This is a genomic window from Almyronema sp. (genome assembly GCF_052168255.1).
GTDB classification, from domain to species: Bacteria; Cyanobacteriota; Cyanobacteriia; order Phormidesmidales; family Phormidesmidaceae; genus Sphaerothrix; species Sphaerothrix epifaneia.
Genome location: NZ_JBQLZL010000060.1, coordinates 1 through 20,618 on the forward strand (window position 1 = coordinate 1; position 20,618 = coordinate 20,618).

Sequence of the window (20,618 nt, forward strand, 5' to 3'; positions counted from 1 at the left end):
CACTATTGCGCGTGAGTTAGAACTGGTGCTGACCAGCAAAGAGGCGGGCAAGGCGATCGGGCGGGTACCGTTAGCTGGCATTCCCCATCATGCTCTCGATCGCTACTGTATTCAGCTAGTCGAAAAAGGCTTTGCCGTTGCCATCTGCGATCAGGTAGAAAATCCGGCAGAAGCGCAGGGGTTAGTCAAGCGAGAAGTAACGCGCGTGATTACCCCCGGCACCGTCCTCGAAGAAGGAATGCTGAGCGCTCGTCACAATAACTTTTTGGCAGCGGTGGTCGTTTCAGGGCTGCATTGGGGGCTGGCCTATGCGGATGTGTCCACAGGCGAGTTTGTTACAACTCAGGCTAGCGACCTAGAGCAACTGACTCAAGAACTAATGCGCCTACAGCCCGCTGAAGTTTTGTGGCCGACCAATGCTCCCGATCTAGGGATGTTGTTGCGTCCGGGACAAAAATCGGAGGCTCTCCCCGCCTGCTTACCGCCACAGTTTTGCTACACGCTGCGATCGCAAGCTCCTTTTGTTCATAGCGAAGCCAGACAGCGCTTGCTACAGCGGTTTCGGCTGCGATCGCTAGAAGGCTTTGGCTGCGATCACTTGCCTCTAGCGGTACGGGCAGCGGGCGGATTGGTGGAATATTTAGAAGAAACCCAAAAAGCCACCCAAGCCCCTTTGCAGCCGCTGTGTACCTACACGCTCTCAGAATATTTGGTGATCGATCACCAGACGCGGCGCAATCTAGAAATCACCCAAACGGCGCGTGACGGCACCTTTAGCGGTTCGCTGCTTTGGGCTTTAGATCGGACGGTGACAGCGATGGGTGGGCGAGCCTTGCGGCGCTGGCTGTTGCAACCGCTGCTGCGCTTAGACGGCATTCGGGCACGGCAGTTTACCATTCAAGAGTTGCTGGCAGACGGCAACCGCCGCCGCATTTTGCAGCAGTTGCTAAAGCAAATTTATGACCTAGAACGGCTAGCAGGCCGAGCCGGATCCGGTACTGCCAACGGGCGGGATCTAGTAGCGCTAGCCGACTCCTTTGCCAAGCTGCCAGACTTAGCCGCGATCGCCGCCAATACCTCATCTGCCTATCTCAAAGCCGTTCAGTCCGTTCCCCCAGAACTAGAAACGCTGGGACAAAAGCTGCGATCGCACCTGGTGGAAACGCCGCCGCTGTATTTAACCGAAGGCAACCTGATTCGATCAGGCGTTAATGCCCAGCTCGACGAGCTGCGCCAGCAAGTAGAAACTGACCAGCAGTGGATCGCCAACCTAGAAGTGACTGAGCGAGAACGCAGCGGCATTTCGAGTCTTAAGGTGGGCTTTAACAAAGCCTTTGGGTACTACATCAGCATTTCTCGCTCTAAAGCCGATCAAGCGCCTGACGAGTATATGCGCAAACAAACCCTGACCAACGAAGAGCGCTACATCACCCCCGAACTCAAAGAGCGGGAAAATCGGATTCTCACTGCCCGCGAAGCTCTACAAAAGTTGGAATACGAGATTTTTGTGCAGCTACGCGAAGAAGTGGGACAGCACGTAGACCTGATTCGTAAAGTTGCCCGCGCCGTAGCCGCAGTGGATGTGCTAGCAGGCTTGGCTGAAGTAGCGATCGCCAAAGATTACTGCTGCCCGGAAATGGTCGCAGGGCGATCGCTAGACATTTCAGCCGGACGGCACCCGGTAGTGGAGCAGATCTTGCCTGCTGGGTTCTTTGTGCCCAACTCGACGACCTTGGGGGGAGAGGGGGAGATAGGGAGAGGGGGAGAGGGGGAGACGCGGAGAGGGGGAGACGCGGAGAGGGAGAAAGGCGGAGAGGCGGAGACGGGGAGTGCAGCCGAACGGGAAACGCAAGCAGGGCAAAAGAGAGCAACTCCATCCCCCCATCCCCCCATCCCCCCATCCCCCTATCCCCGCCCCTGACCTCATCATCCTTACAGGGCCTAATGCAAGTGGCAAAAGCTGCTACCTGCGGCAGGTGGGCTTGATTCAATTGATGGCGCAGGTGGGGAGCTATGTGCCTGCGCAGTCGGCAAGGTTGGGGATTTGCGATCGCATTTTTACTCGTGTAGGAGCCGTAGATGACTTAGCTACGGGGCAGTCTACTTTTATGGTGGAGATGAATGAGACAGCCAATATTTTGAACCACGCGACGCCTCAATCTTTGGTATTGCTCGATGAAATTGGCCGGGGGACGGCGACGTTTGACGGTCTATCGATCGCCTGGGCTGTGGCAGAACACCTAGCGAGTGAAATTCAGGCTCGCACAATTTTTGCCACCCATTACCATGAACTGAATGAACTCGCCGGAATTTTAGCCAACGTCGCTAACTACCAGGTGATGGTAAAAGAAATGCCCGATCAAATTGTTTTTTTGCACCGGGTACAGCCAGGAGGGGCCAGTCGTTCCTACGGGATTGAAGCAGGGCGCTTGGCTGGGTTGCCGCCGTCGGTAATTCGGCGGGCACAGCAGGTTATGGGCCAAATTGAGAAACACAGCAAAATCGCTGTCGGCTTGCGTAAAAGTCACCGATCTGGGCGGCAGAAAACAAATGTCCACTCTCCACCTACGGCTGGCGAAACCCCTGCTGAGCAGCTAGATATTTTTGGTTGACGCTGTCCAAGGTTGTTATAGCTAAAAAGACTCTGTCAGCGGCTTTCAGCCATTTAAGGGGCTTACAGTCTATTGGCTACGGCTATTTTTTTACGCCCATTGATTAGCCAAATCAGCCATCACCCAGACTACACGAGTAACTAAAAAACTCAAGGGTCGTTAAGAAACTGCCACTTGTAGACCTGATTCAAAGCGACTCATCTGCATTTGCTCAATCAGCTCATCGTTCTCACCCATTAGCCAGTTCGCTAAGCGAGTGGCGGTTGGCGGCAAAATCGCAAAGGGGCTGCTAAATCCGGCAAAAACCTGCAAGCCTTCCAGACCGGGCACGGGGCCTGCCAGCGGTAAGCCGTCACTGCTAAAGGAGACTAAGCACTGGTGCCAGCGTCCAGGAACCCCTTCTAAAACAGGCAGTAGAGGGGTGATGGCTGTGCGCAGTTGGGCTTCGCTGGCGGCAGCATCAACCGATGGCTGCGGACTGGTTAGCAAGCGGCTGATTTGCCCTATACACAACCGCCCATCTAAAAACTGAATCACCCCAGCGTCGAGAACGGGTGCGGCCAGTTGATGTTCAGGTTCTTGCCAGAGGGCTGCTGCTTCAGGTTGGCTAGCCTGACTTTCTAATTCAAAACGCCGTAAGCCAGCTGGCATGATCAGGCTACGAATTGAAAAATCAACGGCAGGTGTTTCTATCAGCTCAGCCTGAGTAAAGTAAAGGGGAACAATAATGCCCACTTTTTGCAAAAGCTGACGGCTTAAGGCTCCGGCAGCGACGACGACGTTGGCAGCCGCATAGGCTTGCTGAGGGGTTGTGATTCCGGTAACCCGATCGCCTATGCGCACCAGTCCCGTTACTTCTGCAATTAAGCGATCGCCCCCTAAGCGCCGAAAGGCTTGGTTGTAAGCAGCCACCAGAGCCATCGGTTCAACGTGACCATGCTTAACCGTCAAAGCGCCTGCGATCGCCTCAGGATTGAGTTGAGGTTCAAGGGCATGGGCTTCGGCTGGGGTCAGACGCTGAGGTGCGATCTCAAACTTTTGGTATTGGCGGGCGATCGCCGCTGGATCTTGCTCTGGACTAACGGTTAACAGCAGATCCAATTCTCGAAACTGAGTTTCTGCCTCTAATTCCTCAGAAAACTGGCGGTGCCGTTCAATGCCCTCCCGACAAAGCTGTCGCATCAAGTCGGTCGTCCCCGACCAGTAAGGAATGCCCCCATAGCTAAAGCGGGTCGCGCTTGCTGGTTCTAACGTGCGATCGATAAGGAGTACCGTCGCGGCTTGTCGAGCCAGTTCATAGCTCAAAGCAGCCCCAGCCAATCCGTTGCCTATTACAATCCAGTCATAGGTTTTCATGGCCTGTTCCTACTGAGAGCGGTTGAAGAGGGTGAACCTTAAGGATGAATTTGATTCAGAATTACCCGCAGGCGATCGTAGTCATCTTTGAGAACAACGCTAAGACTGCGGCCAGCTTGCACCAGCCACGCGCGATCGGCTTGGCGAAGCTGATAAATTTGGCGAATGGTAGCCCCGATCAGACTATCTGCGGGTGCCCCCCGTACCTCTAGCAACGTTCTCAAAAAATCTAGCTGTTCGCTGAAGTGAATAATGTCAGCCGCTGGGCAGCGATAGACGGCCTGATGAATTTGAGGTGGACGCGGTGGCAAGTGCTGGTAAACCATATTGCTAGCGCGATCGCCGACGTGAGGTTTAAAGCCAATAATGGCCGAACGAAATTCCGTCTTGAGCATGGCAAAAATCTGGGGCTGTTGCTCTCGTAGTTCTTCAAGCGAAAGCCCCAAAGCTCTGGCTCGATGGACTGAGTCAATTGGGCTAGTGGTAGCGTAATAAACCACAGCATAAATTTGGTTGCCCGACTCTTCATCAACTGAGGTTACCCAGCTACCAAAAGGGGGCATAGCCGGAAAGCTCAGGTCTTCAGGCTCTAAACACTGCGACAAAAATTCAGTTGTCGCTGTTTCAATGACCTCAGCAATATGATCAGCCTGTCGAGCTTGAGCAGAAAACTGCGGGAGGGAAAGACGCATACCCGTTTGCCGTCTCAACGCTTGAGATTGTCTACTTCTTGCCGCGAGATTTATCGACCAATTCCAAGTCAGAAAGCTTGAAGGTTACCAGCTTATCCCAGTTACCCCCTTCAAACAAAACCGCTATCTTACCGTCACTGATTCGCTGTACTTGGCCTTCAAAACCGTAGTAGGTGTCGTCAAGATTCACAACTTTAACGGGAGAACCTGGCAAAATCATATTCAAGCTGTCGTGATAGTTCTTTACTAATCAAGCTTACAGGCAGAAGCAAAGATTGTAAGCTTTTTCGAGCTAGACAAAAGCGTAGCCTAGCCGCTCGGTTGCCTACCGACTGGGCTAGTCGGTAAATTTGAGCCGATGGCGATGGTTAGCCACAGACTCAACCAAGCCAATCGCAATAAAGTTAGTCAGTAAAGCCGAACGCCCGTAGCTGACCCAGGGTAGAGGAATGCCTGTAATGGGAGCTAAGCCGATAGTCATGCTGATATTGACAATGACTTGAAAAATAATCATCGACAGCACGCCAATGGCCAAAAGTGAGCCAAAGTTGTCTTTAGCGTTTTGGGCAATAATCACCAACCGGAGGCAAACCAGCCAAAATACAACCAAAATGGCGATCGCCCCGATAAAACCCCACTCTTCACCAATGGCTGAAAAAATAAAATCTGTATGCTGCTCAGGAATAAAGTTGAGTTGGGTTTGAGTACCTTGGTGTAATCCCCTGCCCCAAAGCTGTCCTGCACCAATTGCAATCCGCGATTGAATTAGGTGATAGCCGCCCCCCAGCGGATCTTTATCAGGATCTAAAAATAGAATCAGTCGATCCTTTTGGTAGTCCTTGAGTATGCCCCAAAGCACATCTCCCAATTTGCCCGAAATCAGGTTTATAGCTGTAGCCGCCAAGGTACTCAGCAAACGCCACGGCAAGGTCAACCAGGCAATTACCCCCATACCAACGACCCAAACCAGCCAGACGGGCAAATAGATGTGAAACAAAATCGCAGCTACAAGCGGCGATATCATCAGCACCAGCCAGCCAGGATTGGCGTTTCCCCAGTAGAGCATGCCGATAGTGATAGCGCCAAAAACCAGCGAAGTTCCCAAATCGGGTTGCAAGAAGACCAGTGCCCACGGCACTGAGGTAATCGCTAGCGCCTTAATCATCCCCAGTAAGGTTGAAGCTTCTTTGCTCCGCAGCAAAGAGGCTAAGGTAACAATTAGCCCCAACTTGGCAAACTCAGATGGCTGAACGTTAAACCCACCAATTGTGATCCAGCGCTGGGCACCTAATCCAGAGGTGCCGATAAAAATAACGGCAAGTAGAGATAAATTGGTGGCTCCGTAGATAATCCACTGCCAGTTCAGTAAACCTTCGTAGCGCATCCGAGCAATCAACAGCGCTAATACGAGGCCAATCGTGCCTAAAAGCAGGTGATTCCAACCAAACTCAGTTGTCTCTAAGTTGATCTGAGTACTGGTAATCACGATGCTGGCAAATACGGTTAAGGCGGCAGGCAGCAAAAACAGCAGCCAGTCTACTTCCTGCCAGGCTTGGAACCACTTTTTCCAGCGTTTACTAATCAGGGTTGGTTGAGGCATGCTAACTGAGGGCGGCCACCGAAATACGGGCGGCAACTTGCTGGGCGATCGCTTTGAGAGCTTGGGCTGAAGCCGATTCAGGTGCATAGACGACAATCGGGATACCGCGATCGCCGCCCTGCCGCACAGGCATTTCTAAGGGAACACAGCCCAATAAAGGAATATTCAGCTCATCCGCTGTTTTTTGACCACCGCCAGAGCCGAAGATGTCGTATTGCTTATCTGGCATATCCGGTGGAATAAAGTAACTCATATTTTCAACAATGCCAATCACAGGTACCTGCAACTGCTGAAACATTTTCAGCCCTCGGCGCGAGTCAGCAAGCGCTACAGACTGAGGCGTTGTCACAATTACCGCCCCGGCCATCGGCACTGCCTGAGCAAGGGTCAGTTGCGCGTCTCCCGTTCCCGGTGGCATATCAACAATGAGATAATCTAACTCGCCCCACTGCACCTGATAGAGAAATTGGCGAATAACGCCGTTGAGCATAGGGCCGCGCCAAATGACGGGTTGATCGCGATCGATTAAAAAGCCCATCGATACGATCTTGACGCCGTGGTTAAAAGCAGGTTCCAGCACTTCCCCTTGCTCACCCTGGCGCACCATGACATCAGCCGTGTCTAACCCCATCATCATGGGCGTGTTTGGGCCATAAATATCGGCATCAATCAACCCCACTTTGGCTCCCATTTGGGCGAGGGCGGCTGCCATATTAACAGCAACGGTGCTTTTGCCTACGCCACCTTTGCCGCTAGACACAGCCAAAATGTTTTTGACGCCCGTAATTCCTTGTCGATCGGGAAGCGATCGCTGCTGTGGGGTTTCGGCGGTGACTTCTACCTCAACTTGGGCTACACCCGGTAGTTGACGAACCGCTTTCTCACAATCTTCGACAATGAACTCACGCAGAGGACAAGCAGGCGTCGTCAGTACCAGCGTAAAGCTCACCCGCCCTTCGGCTGCTATCTGCACATTGCGAATCATGTTGAGTTCAACTAAACTCTTGCGCAGTTCCGGGTCTTGAACCGGACGCAATACGTCTAGAACGGCATCCTTGCTTAAAGAAGAAATTGTCATTGACTAAAAGTTTTAAAGTCCCAGCCCAGCCAAGTGTCACATGCAATCAAACGATGTTTAACAATCCTAGCTTTTTGTGTTGAATTTATTGCGATTGATGTTGTCAATACTCAAACGCTTTTGCATAAGTAGCGATCGCTCATTGAGCTTAGCCCAGCAAATCTTGAGAAGGGCGTGAGGTCGAGGGTCGGGTTCCTACTAACGCCTGTCTAGCTGTTTGCTCAGCCGCATCCGCCAGGGCGGCTGCCACCTTAGCAGCGTGAGGGCGAATCAGCGACCAGGCCAAAGGAGACAACCATCCTCGTAACGTCACTGAATAGAAAATCCGAGTGCCACAAACCGTGGACTCAATCTGATAGGTCACTCGTTCTTCTAGTCCGGGTAAGACGTAAACTCGCACGCTTAAAAGTTCGCGGTGATCCACTCGCTCCACAAAAATATGAATTGGCAAGGGAAAACAATGCGTAGACGCTTTGTAAATTAATCCAGGCTTTGCCATTAACCCATTGGGAGCGTTGGTGCTTCTCAAAAGCGGGTGCCAGGAGACATCCGCCAAGTTTGCCACGACCTGCCACAGCACATCTGCTGAGGCGGAACTGACCGCTTGGTAAGTGCTGGCCAGCGATCGCTTGACATAGGTATGGGGCTGACGGGCAATTGCCTGAACGCAACCCCGCAGCCATTTCAACCAAAAGCAATTCATGGATACTGTCTCGATGGCAGAAGCTGAGGATTTGTGGATCCTACAATTTTAGTCTTTAATTATGAGGCCGTGATTTCCACTATTTGTAGGCAGAAATCGCTAGTCGAACAATGCCTGTCCGGCTTTTAGACAGCTATTGGAGGCAACACAGAGATGCAGCCTGATGTCTAAAATCTTGAAGGCGACCTCGCCACGAGCACCAGCAGCGTCACAAATCTTTTCATCAAATGGAGGGGGCTGCTTGGTAATTTTTACTGTAGGTAACATTTTGCGTCAGCATCTATGACATCTTCACTCCCGAAAATTTCAAGTCAGCCCGCTGTCCTGCCACCGAAAGATTCTCGTAAACGGGTGAGTCAAGCTCTGCAGGCGCTGCAGGACAGTATTTGCCAGAAGCTAGAACAGCTAGATGGTCAAAGCAATTTCCAAGAAGACCAATGGCAGCGTCCCGATGGCGGCGGCGGTCGTTCGCGAGTCATCAAGCAGGGTCGTATTTTTGAGCAGGGCGGGGTCAACTTCTCTGAGGTGTGGGGAGACAGTTTACCGCCTTCTATTTTGGTTCAGCGCCCAGAAGCGGCTGGTCACGGATTTTATGCTACGGGTACCTCAATGGTGCTACATCCGCACAATCCCTACATACCCACTGTTCATCTTAATTATCGCTATTTTGAAGCAGGCCCCGTTTGGTGGTTTGGCGGTGGCATTGATTTAACCCCTTACTATCCGTTTGAAGAAGACGTTGTACATTTTCACCAAACGCTAAAAGCGGCTTGCGATCGCCATCACCACGAGTATTATCCAGCCTTTAAGCATTGGTGCGATGAGTATTTTTATCTCAAGCACCGCCAAGAACCGCGCGGCGTTGGCGGCATTTTCTTTGACTATCAAGATGGTCGTGGGCACCTGTATCGCGGGCCTGACCAAGCGGGGCTAGCTGCTCAACACAGCCAAGCCGTGGGTGAACTGCCAACCCGAGGATGGGAAGATCTCTTTGCCTTTATCCAAGGCTGCGGCAATGCCTTTTTGCCTGCCTATGTGCCCATTGTCGAAAAGCGGCAAGCTCTCGATTACAGCGATCGCCAGCGTGATTTTCAACTCTATCGACGAGGGCGCTATGTGGAATTTAACCTGGTTTACGACCGAGGCACCATCTTTGGCCTTCAAACCAATGGTCGTACTGAATCAATTTTGATGTCTCTACCGCCGCTGGTACGGTGGGAATATAACTACTCAGTACAACCCAAAACGCCCGAAGCTAAGCTATACGAGGTCTTTCTCAAACCTCAAGATTGGGTTAACTGGCCGCTTTAGACGCCGCTGCCCCCAGCCCCCCTTAGCAAGTCAGTTCAAGCGATCGCCTGGGTTGGGCGATCGCCGATTGCTAACAAAGCATCGACCTTGACATTACGGAGGGGGCCGCTTGGTTATGGTGGGCATGACCCCTTAAGTATTCGGGAACATCTTAGGTGAAAATAAGGTCACGGTACGTCCGGTAATATAGGTAGCTCGTCAAAGAACATAGCGTTCGTTTGTGAGTTTACCTGGGCAACTTAAAACTGTGCCTCTCTCATTGGACGTCTAATCGGTATGCGATCAGCAGCTAGGCTAGCGCTGGCGACTTCTTATCAGAAGCCCTTCAACGACTAGCTGTTTTCGGTTGCTATCCTTCAATATTCGACTTAGCAACAGGGAGTCTGTAATCTCCATAGGAGAAAGTGGCGGCTCGAACATGGATCAAAAAACACTGACAACTGACGATGGAAAAACCGTGATTATCCTGACGCCTTCGGGTCGTCTAGATATCACCACAGCCTGGCAGTTTCGCCTGAAGCTGCAGGAATGTATTTCACGGGTTAGCCCTCATGTCGTCGTCAATCTCAGCCAGGTTAACTTTATCGACAGTTCTGGGCTGACTTCTTTGGTTGCTGGCATGCGAGATGCTGACAAAGTGAAAGGAAGCTTCCGGATTTGCAATGTGCATCCTGAAGCCAAGCTGGTTTTTGAAGTGACGATGATGGACTCGGTTTTTGAAATTTTCGAAACTGAGGAAGACGCGCTTTCTGGTGTTCCCAGAGGTATTGCCAGCTAAGCAGCAAAGTTAAACTCTAGACTATAGTCTTGCTGCTTTATCAAGTGAAACGGGCCTAACCGAGGCCCCCAAACAATTTTTTGAGTCGTTGGATCAACGCCTCTGTCATAGCTCAGCAGTTGGGTCTGGCTAATCGCCGCCTGCTGCTGAGTTTTTAGTTCAAAGCCTAGCTTGATATAGCGGGTTTGCCCTTGATAGTCAAAAGTCCCTATTGTATTTTCTAGCATTTCAGCCCTGACCGCGAATTGCGTTTCGTTAGACATCTGCACCTCCACCGCTAAACAACAAGTCGGCAGTAGAATCAAATCTTCAGCCGTGAGCGTTTGCAGTTTTTCAGGGTTAAGAGCGGCTCCACAAAACTGCGACGGCGCTTTGAGCGCAAAAAACTGTACCTTAATTTGTCCTGCCGTCTCACTTAGCTGAATCACCCGCTGACGGTAGGGGGGATGACCTGCCGCTACGCTAACCTGCTCGATAAACAGTGTCGGCCATGTCCCTATAAAACTAGGGATAGGTCTTTGCCAAACCCGAAGATGAACGTACCAGGCAGGTTCGTCTAGGGCTTGTTGGCGGTTTTCAAATTCGCCAGCCAGGGCACAGCTTAGGGCAAGCAAGTTAGGAGAAAAAGGCATGGGGCAAAGGGGGGCAAGAGATAGGCTCTCTACAGCAGCCCCCCTGCTTGCTTGGCAAACGGGACGCTAAAGTAGAGAATGGAATCACACACTCGCTAGCTTTCTACTGTGAACAACGTCCGCACTGTTTCTGACACAAAGCGTGCTTTTTACGCTCGCCATACGCGTCCCATCCATTCTATTTATCGCCGCGTTGTCGAAGAACTGATGGTCGAGATGCATCTGCTGTCTGTCAATGTGGACTTTGTCTATGATCCACTATACGCGCTTGGCGTAGTCACCACCTTTGAGCGCTTTATGCAGGGCTACGAGCCTAGCCAGGATCGGGCGTCTATTTTTCAGGCGTTGTGTCAATCGATTGAGCGCGATCCCCAGCAGTTTGAAGCGGATGCTGCCCAGATTAAACAATCGGTGGCGACACTTTCAATTGAAGACTTTAAGGCACAGATCCAAAATATAGACTCGTCTGCTGATCAGCAGCCTTGGGATACGTTAAAAGCGATCGCCCATAACGAGAAGTACAAGTATAGCCGTCTGATGGCAATTGGGCTGTATACGCTGGTTGAAACTATCGATCCAGAATTCGTTAAAAACGATAAGCAGCGAGCCGAGTTATTTATGCAGGTTTGTGCAACCCTCAATATTGCTGACGATAAGGTTCAAAAAGACCTTGACCTCTATCGCAGCAATTTAGAAAAAATTAGTCAGGCTCAGGCTGTAATGAAAGATATTCTTGAGGCTGACCGCAAAAAGCGGCTACAGCGAGAGCAGGCTAAAGCTGCCACTGCCACCCCTACAGAAGCTGAAGAACCTTCTATAGAAGACTCTAAGCCTTAAGCGCAATCAGCCGATGAAGCGAGTTGACGGTGAGTTAGAAACTGTAGTTGCTGATAAAGCATTTGAATGCGGGGCGTTGAGCAATGGCTTGCCATCGCTGCTTTGAGGGGATTGCCTAAAATCGCTTCTAGTTCTAAAGGTCTGCCAGAGTCGAAGTCGATTTTCATACTTGTGCGATAAGGTTTCATCTGCTCTGTTTGGGTGAGCATCTCTTGAATCAGGCTGGCGGGTAGAGAGCGGCTTTGTCCTGGAGAGATCTTAGCTCCACAAGCGTTAGCCGTGGCGACAACTTCTGCCATAATCTGTTGGACTAACTGCCGGATGTTAGTATCTAACATCATTTCTTGGGTAGTGGCGTTTAAGACGACTGAGAGGCCGTTAAAAGGAATATTCCACACCAGTTTGCGCCAGCGAGCCATATACAGATCGGCTGTTAATTGCAGCGGGATCTGAGCCTGTTCAAAGTCTTGAGCGATCGCTTGCATAGCCGCCGTTATGCCAGCAGGCTGGTGTGCTTCGCTGTATTGCCCCAGCATGACTGTGCCATAGTCGAGGTGGCGAATATGCCCTGGCCCCACTTTATTAGAACAGACAAAGCAAAGACCGCTGAGAATGCGATCGGCTCCCGCGATCGCAGCCGCTGTAGCTTCTACGGCTAAACCATTTTGCAAAATCAAAACCACCGTTTGTGGCCCCAACAAAGGGGGCAACAGTTCATGGAGTAATGCATTTTGAGTGGTTTTTAGCGCCACAACCACCACATCTACTGTCGGCATGGCTTGGGGCGTGGCATAGGCTTGCACCTGAGGCAGCGCAATATCTCCCCAGATAGACTCTAGATAGAGTCCATGCTGCTTCACAGCTTCGTAATCGCGATGGAGTAGAAAGTGAACCTCAGCCCCGCCCTGCTGCAAACAAGCGCCATAGAGACCCCCAATTGCCCCGGTGCCCAGAATGGCATAGCTTAGCGGCGGCTGAATCGGCCAGGTTGAAGCAGACAAAGACATGGTTACGCTAGACCTAAATTTGACAAAGCTAACTGCGATCGCGCCTGGACAGAGACGACCGCATCAGTAGCTACTAACTGTTCTAAACGCTGGTGAATCTCTTTGCGCAATTCGTCTGATCTGAGGTGTTGAACCAGGGCTTGTAACCCGGCTACAGCCGCATAGCGAACAATCCATTCAGAGTCGTGAGTGGTCTGCAACAGGGCTGCCACCGCCTTAGCCTGAACGTTGGGCACGTCTACTGCTGGCAGTTGTGTCCAGGTTAAATTGCCCAAACCACGAGCCGCCGCCCGTCTAACACTTAGGGCAAAGTCTGTTGTAGCCGCCTCCAATAACACGTCTAGCGATCGCGGATCACCAATATTGGCTAACGTGCGAATTGCCCAAGCCCGGGCTCCATAATTGTGATCATCTAGCTGCTTGAGGAGCGGTAAAACAGCCGCCGATCCTAAGTCAGTCAAGCCTGCTACAGCCGCCACGGCTGCCCCTGGGTTATTAAATCCCAAAACTTCTATCAGCGTGGGAATAGCTTCTGGGTGGCGGGCTGCTGCTAAGGCGCTGACTGCTGTCAGCATCGCTACAGGTGAAGTGGCTTGCTCTACCGCCTGAATAAGCAGACTGATTGGCTGATCTTGAGACATTGAACCCATACCCATACTCAAACTGGTTAGTGGCGGTGTACCAGGTAGGCGATTAAAATTTGGCAGTGCCGATATCGGCACTCGATTTGCCAGCTTATCAGGGATGGCAACCATTTCGGATAAATCGGTCTACGGCTTCCTTCCTCAACATACAAGGTTAAAGACAAAAGGCCAAAAGCAGAAGACAGAACAAAAGGGTTTCTGTCAGCAGCTTTCAGCAATTTGAGTGTCTTAACCTTAGACGCGACAGCTAAACCCTAAAGTAGCGACCTGAAACGACTAAGCGCTAAACATTTGGGTTGCTCAATCAAGCCTTTCTTTGTGCCACATACTTCAACACTTCACGGATAACCCCACTTTTACCCCGACAGCTCAGCGGCACAATCTCACCTGTCAAAGCTCCTGATTCTTTAAGACCATAGACATTTTTAGTCAGCTTGTGGCTCATATAGCCCGTGATCATGACAATCAAGTCGCAAGACTGAATTTTAGCTTTGACCTTGCTGCGTCCGGCACTGATGTTGCTAAAAGGCGGCACTTCCACCCAATGCTTTAAACCATGTTCGGTAGATAAAGCTTCAATCACGCCTCGGCGCGTGGCTTCATGCCCCCCCACTAACGCCAAAGTGAGCGTGGATAAGTCTACAACATCAGCCGTTTCGATTAGCGGCAAGTCGGCTGCATCTTCTGAGTCGAGGTCTTCTTCTGTTTGAGCGATATAGGCTAACAGTTCGTTGATTTGCTGTTCTTGTTCCCAAACCTTGAGCTGCAAGTCATCTCGCTCGCGGGCTAGCTGTTGATTACGTTTCTGAATTTGTTGGATTTCGGAGTTGATCGCATGGTCGATCTGCCTTTCCGCCAAAAGCTCATCAATATGCTCTTCTTGTTCTAAAACCTGAAGTTGCAAGTCATCTCGCTCTTTAATGAGCTGCTGATTGCGCTTTTTCAACAACTGAATTTCTGAATCAATCAGACGCTGTAAGCGATCGCGTTCGGTTATGAGTGCTTGGTTTTGTTGAGCTAGCTGCTGGGTTTCGGCGTCGGCTTGCTGTAAGAGGGTTTGAATTTCGTTCTCTAGGCTGCTGTTGGCTAGCTGAAGATCGGCTATCGTACGCTGTGAAGCCGCTTGTGCTGTCGTTAGCTGCTGAATTTGCTGGTTGAGGTGTTGGTTTTCGGTAGCAACTTGCTGGAAGCTTTCTAGGCGACGGGTTAAAGCCTGATTTTGTTGGGTTAGCGTGCTGTTTTGTCGCTTCAGCCGAGAGTTCAAAGTTTGCAGTTTTTCAACTCGAGTCTGCAAAGTCTCTAGCTGGCGACGCAATTTTTGATAGTGCCGCCGAGTTTGACCAGAAATGTCGTCGATTGCTAGCTGGATCAATTGGCGTAATCCAGCCAGTCTACGTTTAAGCCACCGAGACATCTCATGGGTCATGGGTTTCTCTCCGACAGCTTCGCCCGCAGTCAGGCTCTCAGTCAGTTAGGCGATCGCTGTTAATCTTCAAAGGCGCTGTTGAGGATACGGCTGGGCGTGAACCGTTCTGCTCTAGAAGGCTGTTTTTTGAGATCTTAGCAAGCTCTAGTCAATCGCGTTGATTGCCAAGCTATTGCTCAAGATAGAAGGGCAAGGGCCAAGGACAAAAGGAAAGCTTTTCTGTTAGCAGCTTGCAGCTATGGAAGTGGCTTAATATCAATTCTCGATTTTGGATTTTCGACTTTGAATTGAACAGTCTTTGCTCTGCATACGTTTCGTCATTCTCCTCTGTACCTTTCTTTTGAAGAATCGGTATAACGCAGGTGGCTACAGCTATCGCTCATGACAGCCCGCAGAGACACCGCGCCGCCCAACTAGGCGAACCCACCTAACCGATGCGTGTGATGGACTCAATTCACGCTTAAATGGATTAGTCCTTGTTACAAATTGTGATCTCTGTGTCAGAGCCTTCTAAGCCTGCCCGTTCACTCGCTGGTATCGCCGGAATTGTAGCGATCGCCACGCTGGTCAGTAAAGTTTTTGGTTTGCTACGCCAGCAGGGAATTGCAGCCGCTTTTGCCGTTGGGCCAGTAGCGGATGCTTACAACTTTGCCTATGTGATTCCTGGCTTTTTGCTGGTGCTGCTAGGCGGCATTAATGGCCCCTTTCACAGTGCTATTGTCAGCGTTGTCGCTAAGCGCAAAAAAGCAGAGATTGCGCCGTTGGTTGAAACGATTACAACCCTCATCGGTATGGCCTTACTGGTCATTACTGTTCTCATTATTCTTTTTGCTGGGCCGCTGATAGACTTACTCGCTCGTGGTTTGAGTGAAACTACCGTCGGGTTACAAGCCAGGGCGATCGCCGTCCAACAGCTACGCATTATGGCTCCGATGGCGTTTTTTGCTGGGCTGATTGGCATTGGCTTTGGCACGCTGAACGCCGCCGATCAGTACTGGCTGCCTTCAATTAGTCCGCTGTTTTCCAGCGTGACGGTGTTAGTCGGGCTGGGGCTTTTGGCGCTCTCGTTGGGTAGCGACATGACCGCGCCCCAGTATGCTGTGTTAGGCGGTTCGGTGCTGGCAATTGGAACCCTAGCGGGTGCCGTGTTGCAGTGGTTGGTGCAGGTACCCGCCCTGTGGCGCTCAGGCTTGGGAACGCTGAGGCTGCGCTTCAATATTCACGAACCCGGTGTCGCAGACGTTCTGAAGATTCTGGGGCCAGCGACGTTTTCTTCAGGCATGATGCAGATCAATGTCTATACGGATCTGTTTTTTGCTTCTTATCTGCCCCAAACTGCGGCTGCGTTGGGTTACGCCAACTTGCTGGTACAAACCCCTTTAGGCATTATTTCTAACGTCATTTTGGTGCCGTTTTTGCCGATTTTTGCTCGTCTTGCAGCTCCTGAAAACTGGCCTGAGCTAAAAAGTCGCATTCGCCAAGGACTGCTGTTTACGGCGCTGACGATGCTGCCGCTCAGCGCTTTGATCATAACGCTGGCGTTGCCGATAGTTAGAGTTGTCTACGAGCGCGGTGCTTTTGACCAAACGGCTTCTGAGGTTGTTACGTCTTTACTGGTGGCGTATGGCATTGGCATGTTTGTTTACTTGGGGCGCGATGTTTTAGTGCGGGTATTTTATGCCTTAGGAGATGGGGAAACCCCTTTTCGCATCAGCCTGTTTAATATCTTCCTAAATGCCTTGCTAGACTACCTTTTGATCAACTGGCTAGGGGCACCCGGTTTAGTCCTGGCTACGGTGGGGGTCAACATTGTTTCAATGCTGCTGATGCTCGTTTTGCTCGATCGACGCTTGAACGGCTTACCCTGGCTGGCATGGGCTCGTCCAATTTTGGGTCTGATCGGGTGCAGCGCTATTGCTGGGGTAATTTGCTGGGGTACGCGCTACGGTCTAGAAAGCTGGTTGGGAACAGAAGGCATTGGGGTGCAGCTATTGCAGCTTGCGATCGCGAGCTGTCTGGGGTTGGGCAGCTTTTTGGCTGGGGTAACTCTGCTAAAAATCCCTGAAGCCGACTTGCTGGCTAACCGCTTAAAACAGCGCTTTTTGTCTCGTTAAGCTCATCTGACCGTCAAAATATGAGGTGTACCCCATTAGCCGTTTGCGCAAACATCTCAGCCAATGGCCGTTTCACCTTTCTTTACCGCCAAGGCATCGCCGCTGCCCGTGACCATCGCACTGTTGCCCTCCCATTCATGACCACTGTTCTTGTCATTGACGATCAGATTACAGCCCGAGAAATCACCACTGACATTTTGACGGCAGTGGGGTTCAAAGTTGTGACGGCAGCTAGCGGTCAGGCAGGGATTCACATCGCCCGTACTCAGCGCCCCGACTTGATTTTGTGCGATATTGCCATGCCCCAAATGACGGGCTACGAAGTTTTGCAAGCCATTCGGCAATATCCGGCAACGGCGATGACGCCTTTTATTTTTTTGTCAGCTCAAACTGAAAAAGTACATCAGCGCAAAGGTATGGAGTTAGGGGCTGACGACTACCTCACCAAGCCATTTACGCCTAGTGAACTCATTCAGGCTCTCAAGGCACGGCTCGAAAAACAAACTGCCCTACAAACTTTTTCCCAGCAAGCATTAGATACGTTACGCCATAGTTTGTCAGCGACTTTGCCCCATGAACTGCGAACCCCTTTACACGGGATTACCGGGTTTGCCCAACTGCTCAAAATGAGCGCGATCGCTCAAGATCCGGCTGAGGTGGCTGAAATTGCCGACTGTATTTTGACTTCGGCAGCGCGTTTAGAACAACTGATTGACAAATTTTTGCTCTATGGCCGACTTAACAGTTTGGTCAGTAGCCCCCAAGTACCCAAAATGCTACAGGTTCAACCCTGTGCCGTGTCTCAACTGGTGGCTTTACCAGCCCAGCAGCAAGCTGAGAAAGCGGATCGCTTAGCCGACTTGGAGCTGATTTTGCCGGATATTGATGAGCTAGTGTGTAGCCAATTTAGTTTGAGCAAAATCACTGAGGAGTTAACCGAAAACGCTTTCAAGTTTTCGGCAGTTGGCGATCGCGTTGAGATCCATTGCCAAAGTGAGCCAAACTGGCTAATTTTGACAGTTACTAATCAGGGACGCGGGATGACTGCGACTCAAATTGCGGAAATCAGCGCTTATCATCAGTTTGATCGCGCCCACTACGAACAGCAAGGCTTAGGGTTGGGGCTGGCGATCGCCCAAAGGTTGGCTGAATTACAGGGCGGCAGCTTAACCATTACCAGCACGCCTGAGAGCGACATTAGCGTTAGGGTGAAACTGCCGATTCTGAGCGCTGCGATCGCTGAAGCAGAGACACCATCCGAGGCGTAATCTCAGTAATGGCCTGCACATCACCGAAGGCAGCCGCAAGTGGCCCAATGACGAGCAGCGGTACCGGATTACGCGTATGACTCCGAGTGGAGAGATCCTCCAAGTTACCGTGGTCGCTGCTGACGATTAACGTCACTTCTGCAGAAATGGTCTGAATTAAACTGGCCAAAAATGTATCGACTCGCTGCAAAACCTCTAAGGCGGGCAGCCAAGCTTGAGCATGGCCGACAAAATCGGTCAGGTAGCACTCAAATAGAGAGAGCTGATACTGATCGGCCAAACGAGCCAACCGTCGCCCCGCTTCGCCAGCCGTGATCGGTGGGGCTGTAATGCCCCGATGGTGAGCCAACTCGCCAGTGATATCCCAAAAGATTGCAGCACCTTGTTCGTAATCAGGCTGTAGGCGAAAAGGTACTTCAGCCGTCAAGCTTAGCAACGTTCCCACCGAATAGCGCAGCCGTCGTTGGGCGATCGCCTCAAAATAAGCGGGTGAATATAGATTGGCATGGGCGACCGTTCCACCCAACTGTTTGACCTGCTTAAACAGGCCGTTAGTCTCAATCAACTGCCGCAGCGATCCCCCCGGAAACGCGGTTAAATGTCGTCCTAAAAACTGCGCGGCATTAAGCCCTGTGTAAAGCGCCGTTTGCCCAGTAGCACTTTGCGGTAATCCTGGCACCCCCAGACAGGCATCAATCGCTTTGCATAGCCGTCGGGGTTGACTAAGCTCTACCTCGTTAATCAACGGCTGGCCTAACAAAGCCGTTAACCAGGGCATCGCCTCAGGCGCGGCTAGCGGATTTTGCGGCTGGGCTGAGCCTAACCCCACGCCATCTAGAAACAAAAAAATAAATCGAGGGGTTGAGGCTAGCGTCATAGCGAATGGAATTCAGGCAGCGATCGCCAAAGGATGGCTAAATTTTTCAGCCTTTCTGCTTTCATAGCGTCAAATTTGCTCAGGATCAATCCCCCTTAGGGCTGAGCGGCTGTCGGCAGCGATCGCTCACGGCAACCAAAGGTAGAAGGCTGAGGGCAGAAGGCAAAAAGCTTTTCTGCCAGCGATGTTCGGCAATTTAAGGGTTTCAACCCTGGTGGCAACAGATCTATTTCAATTTCAATTTTCTGGCAAACGCATAATCTGCACATTGGGGGCGTTAGCCTCTAAGCAGTAGTGAGTTAACAAAAAGCCCACAAATGTCCAGGTTTGGTAATTGCGTGACTGTTGCCCTACCCAACGTCCGCTGGGGCCGTCAAAATATTCGGCCCACTTTTGTTGAGGAAGCAATTGCAAACGGCTGTAGCAGTTTTGTAGAACATGTTGACAGGCCACTTCTAAATCCGGATCTAAAGCTTTTGCCTGACTTTGATAGCAGCGAAAGGCGATCGCCCAAAACCAGGTCAAACAAGGCCAGTGGCCGCCGTTGTGATAGCAGCCTGGACGGTTTTTAGGGTCAAAACCAGTCAAAATTTGCCATTCAGCCCCCGTCAGCGGCGGATGACAAATCCGCAGCGGCATTTGCCCAACTAATTCCTGTTGATTTTGCACCATAAGCTGAAACAGGTGAGCCTGCTGCTGCTCGGTCAAGATGCCAAACAAAGCAGCCAAACAGTTTCCTAGGGTAAAAAAGCGAAAATCGGGTCGCCCGGTGCGAACATTGCCCATCAAGTAGCCACCGCGATCGCCTAGCCAGTCTTGCAGCCAAGCGGGGATGACTTCAGGATAGACATTGTACTCGTTAGCAATGCGATCGCCATACTGTTCGGTAGGCTGCTGGCGGGCTTTTTGGATAGTCCGTGATGTGATCCAGTAGTACTTGAGTAAATATTGCCGCAGTCGCTTAGCCCGCTCTTGGGCGGCGATCACCCAACTCTCGTCGGCGGCTAAATCGGCACTGCCTAACTGCAATAGCGCAGCGGTGCTTCGCAAAGCGCCGTACAGCAGCACTTGAATTTCCAGTGGGCTACCCCAAACATCCAGCGGGCGATCAATCATAAAAGCCCCGTCTGGAACCTCCAACACAGGCGTTGGGCGAAAATGAGGTCGTAAAACCAGCGCTAAAAAACGCTTCAAGGCTGACTGCACTTCTGGCTGGCTGACCCACGTGCGATCGCGCGTCTGCTGCTCGTACATCCACGCCAAAATGGGTACCCACAAGCTAGCGTCAAAGGCGCAAACACGCCCAATTGCCCGCTGCCCGTAATCAGCCACCAACTGCCCCTGCTGCTCACAAAAACTGTTGGGAAAAACACCGCACGATGGCCCAACCGATGCCTGCAGCCCAATACAGCATTCCAAAAAATGGCGCACAATCTCAGAGCGCCCATCTAGCAATAGATAGACCATGACGGGCACGTTATCGCGCACAAAAATTTCGCCGTAGTTCAGGTCATCATGAAACTGACTGGCCTGTTTAGAAACCGCAGCCACCGCCCCAATTGAGCGCCCTTGGTAGCTGACAAGTGCCCGGTCATAGAGCAGCGATCGCGCGGATTGCAGCAGAGTATCAAGGTTTTGCATAGATCAAAGATACGCTAGAGATACGTTGCCTTTAATTAGCCT

At 51.3% G+C, this 20,618-nt stretch carries 18 protein-coding genes and 1 pseudogene; 7 read left to right on the plus strand and 12 right to left on the minus strand.

Going from position 1 to position 20,618, the window contains the following annotated elements:
* Positions 1-1,921 (plus strand): DNA mismatch repair protein MutS (gene mutS, locus ACTS3T_RS13165; protein ID WP_462935123.1); only part of this gene is annotated, 1,921 nt, incomplete at its 5' end.
* Positions 1,911-2,612, plus strand: a pseudogene (locus tag ACTS3T_RS13170) (MutS-related protein); the annotation flags it as partial. The gene mutS and the pseudogene ACTS3T_RS13170, both read left to right, overlap by 11 nt.
* Before the next feature lie 159 nt (positions 2,613-2,771).
* On the opposite strand, the gene ACTS3T_RS13175 reads toward ACTS3T_RS13170, so the two are convergent.
* The 6 genes from ACTS3T_RS13175 to ACTS3T_RS13200 all read right to left on the minus strand — a co-directional run bounded on the left by ACTS3T_RS13175 (position 2,772) and on the right by ACTS3T_RS13200 (position 8,041).
* The gene (locus ACTS3T_RS13175; RefSeq protein ID WP_462935124.1) at positions 2,772-3,968 is read right to left on the minus strand and encodes an NAD(P)/FAD-dependent oxidoreductase; all 1,197 of its coding nucleotides are present in this window, start codon (positions 3,966-3,968) and stop codon (positions 2,772-2,774) included.
* A 38-nt stretch (positions 3,969-4,006) separates the two neighbouring features.
* Positions 4,007-4,660, minus strand: coding sequence for an HAS-barrel domain-containing protein (locus ACTS3T_RS13180; RefSeq protein ID WP_462935125.1), 654 nt, complete (start codon positions 4,658-4,660; stop codon positions 4,007-4,009).
* Between the two features lie 31 nt (positions 4,661-4,691).
* On the minus strand, positions 4,692-4,880 hold the full coding sequence (locus tag ACTS3T_RS13185; RefSeq protein ID WP_462935188.1) for an NAD(P)H dehydrogenase subunit NdhS: 189 nt from the start codon (positions 4,878-4,880) through the stop codon (positions 4,692-4,694).
* Between the two features lie 117 nt (positions 4,881-4,997).
* Positions 4,998-6,260: a rod shape-determining protein RodA gene (gene rodA, locus ACTS3T_RS13190; protein ID WP_462935126.1), complete on the minus strand. Its 1,263-nt coding sequence runs from the start codon at positions 6,258-6,260 to the stop codon at positions 4,998-5,000.
* Between the two features lies 1 nt (position 6,261).
* Complete coding sequence (locus ACTS3T_RS13195; protein ID WP_462935127.1) at positions 6,262-7,338, minus strand: Mrp/NBP35 family ATP-binding protein; 1,077 nt, start codon at positions 7,336-7,338, stop codon at positions 6,262-6,264.
* A gap of 148 nt (positions 7,339-7,486) precedes the next feature.
* Positions 7,487-8,041 carry an SRPBCC family protein gene (locus tag ACTS3T_RS13200; protein WP_462935128.1) on the minus strand — a complete coding sequence of 185 codons (555 nt, stop codon included), beginning with the start codon at positions 8,039-8,041 and terminating at the stop codon, positions 7,487-7,489.
* Positions 8,042-8,323: 282 nt separating this feature from the next.
* On the opposite strand from ACTS3T_RS13200, the gene hemF reads away from it, so the two are divergent.
* Positions 8,324-9,352 (plus strand): oxygen-dependent coproporphyrinogen oxidase, encoded by a 1,029-nt coding sequence (gene hemF, locus ACTS3T_RS13205; protein ID WP_462935129.1) that lies wholly within the window; start codon positions 8,324-8,326, stop codon positions 9,350-9,352.
* Positions 9,353-9,770: 418 nt separating this feature from the next.
* Positions 9,771-10,130, plus strand: coding sequence for an STAS domain-containing protein (locus ACTS3T_RS13210; protein WP_462935130.1), 360 nt, complete (start codon positions 9,771-9,773; stop codon positions 10,128-10,130).
* Here ACTS3T_RS13210 and ACTS3T_RS13215 read toward each other — a convergent pair.
* Entirely contained in the window at positions 10,127-10,762 is a 636-nt protein-coding gene (locus ACTS3T_RS13215; protein WP_462935131.1) for a CpcT/CpeT family chromophore lyase, read from the minus strand. The genes ACTS3T_RS13210 and ACTS3T_RS13215 overlap by 4 nt on opposite strands.
* A gap of 108 nt (positions 10,763-10,870) precedes the next feature.
* Between ACTS3T_RS13215 and psb29 the strand changes: the two genes are divergently transcribed.
* A complete protein-coding gene (psb29, locus tag ACTS3T_RS13220; RefSeq protein ID WP_462935132.1) occupies positions 10,871-11,599 on the plus strand; it encodes a photosystem II biogenesis protein Psp29 in 729 nt (242 codons plus the stop codon).
* Here psb29 and ACTS3T_RS13225 read toward each other — a convergent pair.
* The 3 genes from ACTS3T_RS13225 to ACTS3T_RS13235 all read right to left on the minus strand — a co-directional run bounded on the left by ACTS3T_RS13225 (position 11,596) and on the right by ACTS3T_RS13235 (position 14,676).
* Positions 11,596-12,606 (minus strand): putative 2-dehydropantoate 2-reductase, encoded by a 1,011-nt coding sequence (locus ACTS3T_RS13225; protein WP_462935133.1) that lies wholly within the window; start codon positions 12,604-12,606, stop codon positions 11,596-11,598. The genes psb29 and ACTS3T_RS13225 overlap by 4 nt on opposite strands.
* Positions 12,607-12,608: 2 nt before the next feature.
* Positions 12,609-13,247 carry a HEAT repeat domain-containing protein gene (locus ACTS3T_RS13230; protein WP_462935189.1) on the minus strand — a complete coding sequence of 213 codons (639 nt, stop codon included), beginning with the start codon at positions 13,245-13,247 and terminating at the stop codon, positions 12,609-12,611.
* Positions 13,248-13,554: 307 nt separating this feature from the next.
* Complete coding sequence (locus ACTS3T_RS13235) at positions 13,555-14,676, minus strand: hypothetical protein (protein WP_462935134.1); 1,122 nt, start codon at positions 14,674-14,676, stop codon at positions 13,555-13,557.
* A gap of 497 nt (positions 14,677-15,173) precedes the next feature.
* Between ACTS3T_RS13235 and murJ the strand changes: the two genes are divergently transcribed.
* Both murJ and ACTS3T_RS13245 read left to right on the plus strand, forming a co-directional pair.
* The gene (gene murJ / locus ACTS3T_RS13240) at positions 15,174-16,790 is read left to right on the plus strand and encodes a murein biosynthesis integral membrane protein MurJ (protein WP_462935135.1); all 1,617 of its coding nucleotides are present in this window, start codon (positions 15,174-15,176) and stop codon (positions 16,788-16,790) included.
* Positions 16,791-16,927: 137 nt separating this feature from the next.
* Positions 16,928-18,058 (plus strand): hybrid sensor histidine kinase/response regulator, encoded by a 1,131-nt coding sequence (locus ACTS3T_RS13245; RefSeq protein WP_462935136.1) that lies wholly within the window; start codon positions 16,928-16,930, stop codon positions 18,056-18,058.
* Here ACTS3T_RS13245 and ACTS3T_RS13250 read toward each other — a convergent pair.
* Positions 17,994-18,935, minus strand: a complete 942-nt coding sequence (locus ACTS3T_RS13250) for an alkaline phosphatase family protein (RefSeq protein WP_462935137.1) — start codon at positions 18,933-18,935, stop codon at positions 17,994-17,996. The two genes, ACTS3T_RS13245 and ACTS3T_RS13250, sit on opposite strands and share 65 nt — an antisense overlap.
* 237 nt (positions 18,936-19,172) lie before the next feature.
* Entirely contained in the window at positions 19,173-20,576 is a 1,404-nt protein-coding gene (locus ACTS3T_RS13255) for a glycoside hydrolase 100 family protein (protein WP_462935138.1), read from the minus strand.
* Positions 20,577-20,618: the final 42 nt, after the last annotated feature.

Bases quoted from the DNA above. Each gene is read 5' to 3' on its own strand.
- ACTS3T_RS13175 (WP_462935124.1), bottom strand. From the start codon at position 3,968: ATGAAAACCTATGACTGGATTGTAATAGGCAACGGATTGGCTGGGGCT.
- ACTS3T_RS13180 (WP_462935125.1), bottom strand. From the start codon at position 4,660: ATGCGTCTTTCCCTCCCGCAGTTTTCTGCTCAAGCTCGACAGGCTGAT.
- ACTS3T_RS13245 (WP_462935136.1), top strand. From the start codon at position 16,928: ATGACCACTGTTCTTGTCATTGACGATCAGATTACAGCCCGAGAAATC.
- rodA (WP_462935126.1), bottom strand. From the start codon at position 6,260: ATGCCTCAACCAACCCTGATTAGTAAACGCTGGAAAAAGTGGTTCCAA.
- ACTS3T_RS13225 (WP_462935133.1), bottom strand. From the start codon at position 12,606: ATGTCTTTGTCTGCTTCAACCTGGCCGATTCAGCCGCCGCTAAGCTAT.
- hemF (WP_462935129.1), top strand. From the start codon at position 8,324: ATGACATCTTCACTCCCGAAAATTTCAAGTCAGCCCGCTGTCCTGCCA.
- ACTS3T_RS13250 (WP_462935137.1), bottom strand. From the start codon at position 18,935: ATGACGCTAGCCTCAACCCCTCGATTTATTTTTTTGTTTCTAGATGGC.
- ACTS3T_RS13210 (WP_462935130.1), top strand. From the start codon at position 9,771: ATGGATCAAAAAACACTGACAACTGACGATGGAAAAACCGTGATTATC.
- ACTS3T_RS13230 (WP_462935189.1), bottom strand. From the start codon at position 13,247: ATGTCTCAAGATCAGCCAATCAGTCTGCTTATTCAGGCGGTAGAGCAA.
- ACTS3T_RS13195 (WP_462935127.1), bottom strand. From the start codon at position 7,338: ATGACAATTTCTTCTTTAAGCAAGGATGCCGTTCTAGACGTATTGCGT.
- ACTS3T_RS13185 (WP_462935188.1), bottom strand. From the start codon at position 4,880: ATGATTTTGCCAGGTTCTCCCGTTAAAGTTGTGAATCTTGACGACACC.
- ACTS3T_RS13215 (WP_462935131.1), bottom strand. From the start codon at position 10,762: ATGCCTTTTTCTCCTAACTTGCTTGCCCTAAGCTGTGCCCTGGCTGGC.
- ACTS3T_RS13200 (WP_462935128.1), bottom strand. From the start codon at position 8,041: ATGAATTGCTTTTGGTTGAAATGGCTGCGGGGTTGCGTTCAGGCAATT.
- ACTS3T_RS13235 (WP_462935134.1), bottom strand. From the start codon at position 14,676: ATGACCCATGAGATGTCTCGGTGGCTTAAACGTAGACTGGCTGGATTA.
- ACTS3T_RS13255 (WP_462935138.1), bottom strand. From the start codon at position 20,576: ATGCAAAACCTTGATACTCTGCTGCAATCCGCGCGATCGCTGCTCTAT.